At 58.5% G+C, this 3,499-nt stretch carries 3 protein-coding genes; 1 reads left to right on the forward strand and 2 read right to left on the reverse strand.

Going from position 1 to position 3,499, the window contains the following annotated elements; translation table 11 throughout:
* On the reverse strand, positions 1–1,811 hold a 1,811-nt coding region (locus AC2FNU_RS24275), incomplete at its 3' end, for a class I tRNA ligase family protein (RefSeq protein WP_496793967.1).
* A 79-nt stretch (positions 1,812–1,890) separates the two neighbouring features.
* Positions 1,891–2,619 (reverse strand): dienelactone hydrolase family protein, encoded by a 729-nt coding sequence (locus tag AC2FNU_RS24280; RefSeq protein ID WP_496793970.1) that lies wholly within the window; start codon positions 2,617–2,619, stop codon positions 1,891–1,893.
* 112 nt (positions 2,620–2,731) lie between these two features.
* Between AC2FNU_RS24280 and AC2FNU_RS24285 the strand changes: the two genes are divergently transcribed.
* The coding region (locus AC2FNU_RS24285) for a xanthine dehydrogenase family protein molybdopterin-binding subunit (RefSeq protein ID WP_496793973.1) at positions 2,732–3,499 on the forward strand (768 nt) is incomplete at its 3' end.

Here is a 3,499-nt window from a genome sequence, read left to right on the forward strand (position 1 = left end):
TCCTGTTCGACTGCATATTGAGCCAGGCTTTCCGCAAATTGATGGATGGCTTCCTGCTTGTCAGCGACTTCGATAACCGTCGCGTGGCTCAATGGACTTGGAATGTTGGCATTGTCATCCAGGAACTTCTCGGTAACGGCTTTCAGGTTCGCTGCGCACTCCATGACGTTACCACGGTGCAGTATGCCGCCTTCGTTCAGTAAACGGCCCAGTTCGACCAGATCAAGGTCACCATCGTTTTCGTCGTCCTCGAAGTTCTCAGCCGAGAGATCGAGGCCATACCAAACCGGAATCTGATGTCCCCACCACAGCTGGCGCGAGATGCACCAGGGCTCGATGTTTTCCAGCCAGTGGTAATAAGTCTTCTCACCCGACTCGGGGATGATCTTGACCGTGCCATCCTTGACCGCATCCAGCGCAGGGCCGACAACCTTGGCGGCGTCGACGAACCACTGGTCGGTGAACATTGGCTCGATGACGACTTTGGAGCGGTCGCCGAAGGGCTGCATGATCGGTTTGCTTTCGACCAGCGGGACCAGCTTGTCCGCGCCCTCATGATCCGGTTTCAAAGCGGTCGAACCCAAACGCGGATCATCCGCGCGGGTCATGACAGCCAGACCGTCAGCGGTAATCTCTTCGACGACCTTCGCGCGTGCCTCGAACCGGTCGAGGCCGCGCAGGTGATCGGGGATCAGGTTGATCGCATCGATCTCGTTTTCGGTGAATGCTTTGCCGCGCGCGTATTCCTGCGCCTTGTCGGCTTCGTCGGCGTAAGGCGCGCCATCGGCTCGCATCGAGCCTTTGGTGTCCATCAGGCGGTACATTGGAATGCCGCCGCGCTTGGCGACCATGTTGTCGTTGAAGTCATGCGCGCCGGTGATCTTCACCGCGCCCGAGCCGAAATCCGGATCGGGGTAGTCATCGGTGATGATCGGAATCTGACGACGATGCTCTTTCGGACCAACCGGGATTTCGCAGAGCTTGCCCACGATTGGCGCATAGCGCTCATCCGACGGATGAACCGCAACCGCGCCGTCGCCCAGCATGGTTTCGGGGCGTGTGGTTGCAATTGAAATATAATCCCGCTCCTCGCGGAAGATCACATTCCCATCTTCATCTTTTTCCAAATACTCATATGTCTCACCACCGGCCAATGGGTATTTGAAGTGCCACATATGCCCGGCGACCTCAATATTCTCGACCTCAAGGTCCGAGATTGCGGTCTCGAAATGCGGGTCCCAGTTGACCAGACGCTTGCCGCGATAGATCAGGCCCTTTTCGTACATATCGACGAAGACCTTAATGACGGCGTCATGGAAATTGGCCGAGTTCTCATGCCCCGTGCGTGGATCACCCGCCGCACCGGCCATGGTGAAGGCGTTCCGCGACCAGTCGCACGATGACCCCAGACGCTTTAGCTGCTCGATAATCGTACCGCCATATTCGCCTTTCCACTCCCAGACTTTCTCCAGGAATTTCTCACGGCCCAACTCGCGCCGACCCGGCTGTTGCGTGTTGGCCAGCATCTTCTCTACCTGCATCTGGGTGGCGATGCCCGCGTGGTCCTGACCGGGCTGCCAGAGCGTGTCGAACCCGCGCATCCGATGCCAACGGATCAGAATATCTTGCAGGGTGTTGTTGAATGCATGACCCACATGCAACGCGCCCGTGACGTTGGGCGGCGGGATCATGATAGTAAAGCTTTCGTCGCGCGATTTGTTCGCGCCTGCCTTGAAGGCTCCGGCCTGCTCCCAGGCTTCATAGATGCGGGCCTCGGCCTCGGCCGCGTTGAATGTCTTTTCCATCGCCATGGGGTGCGTCCTGCGTCAACAAATTCGGGTCAGCGTCTGCAATAGCGAATGGAGGCAGGAAGGGGAAGGCCCTGTGCGCTTAGCTTATGCCAAAGCGGGCTTTGAAATAGGCGTCCACGCGCTGATAGGCGGGATCGTGGAAATCCAGCGTCAGCAGCGAGTGATCCTTGCCGGGATATTCCACTGTTTCCAACAGGTCGCCGAATGCCCTTTCAAGCGCTTGCATTAGTTTTTTCGGGGCCAGCTTGTCCTCGGAATATCGCATTGCCAGTCCGCTGCCTTTCGCGGCCATACCCGCTGAAGCTGCGCCGATATCCTGCGCGCTCATGTGCAGATGCTTGCCACCTAAAACTGGCAATGCAGGTTGACTGGCGACCCCGCCGACAACGGCGTCTTCGGCCATCAGGGTCAGAGCAAAACTGCCTGTCAGGCACATACCGATGACACCCACACCGGCGCTGCCTTCGCGCTGTTTGATCTCGTGGGTCAGGGCGCGCATCCATCCTGCGATAGGGCTTTGTTTGCCTCTGGCGAAGATGTTGAACTCTTTCCGAACGCAAAACAGCCGAGCGGTGTTTTTAGCCATCTCGACCTTGCCGTAGGTTCCGAACAGATGCGGAAGATAAACACGAAAGCCGGAGTCGTTCAGCTTTGCCGCCAGCGCCAGAGTCTCAGGACCGATCCCGGGCAACTCCTGAAGGATCAGTATCGGTGGACCTTCCCCACCGACGTAGATGTCATGTGTTACCGTCTGACCGGTGGTTAGCGGGGCAGCGTAGGGAAAAACAGTGTCATGGGACCAATTCATGACCAAAGCTAACCCCAACATGCTGTAGCGGCAAACGAATTTCCATGAGTCATGCTGGACATCGTCCAAGCACGGGCTAGGCTCGCCTCAAGACCCGACAGGAGGATCGCCCATGGAAAAATTTGGCAAGAGCCAGCCCGTAAAGCGGACCGAGGATCAGCGGTTCCTGACCGGGCAGGGGCGGTACATGGACGACGTGGTGCCCGAGAAAGCGCTGTTTGCCGCCTTCTTCCGTAGCCCGGTGGCCCATGGAAATATTACAAGTATAAATCTTGAGGATGCGCGTTCTGCCGAGGGCGTGCGCCTGGTGATGACGCTGGAGGACTTGGCAGCTGCGGGCATCGACACGGTTCTCAACGCCGCCGTTTTACAAAACCGCGATGGGTCCAAGGCGGCGGCTCCGGATCGGCACATGCTGGCCAAGGATCGTGTGCGCTTCGTCGGCGAGCCGGTGGCGGTTATTATCGCAGATACGCTGGCACAGGCGCAGGACGCGGTCGAGTTGATCTGGATGGATACGGAAGAGCGTCCTGCCAAGCTGGACGTTAAGGCGGGTGGCGAGGCCCTTCACCCAGAAGCCCCCGACAACCGGGCCTTTGACTGGGGATTGGGTGACGAAGCCGCGACCGATGCTGCGTTTCAGGACGCGGCTCATACAGTGTCACTGAACGTGTTGGACAACCGGGTCATCATCAGCTCGCTTGAGCCGCGCGGCTGTCAGGCCGACTGGACCGACGGTCGCCTGCATTTTTCCTACGGCGGGCAAGGCGTCTGGGCGATGAAGGCGCAACTGGCGCAAAAGCTGAAACTCGACGCTGAAGATGTCCGCGTCACCACGCCGGATGTGGGTGGCGGTTTTGGGATGAAGGTGATGCCATAT

The organism is Ruegeria sp. BHSB064, assembly GCF_059613205.1.

Excerpts from the sequence above, each read along its gene's own strand:
- AC2FNU_RS24280 (WP_496793970.1), bottom strand. The coding sequence starts at position 2,619 with ATGAATTGGTCCCATGACACTGTTTTTCCCTACGCTGCCCCGCTAACC.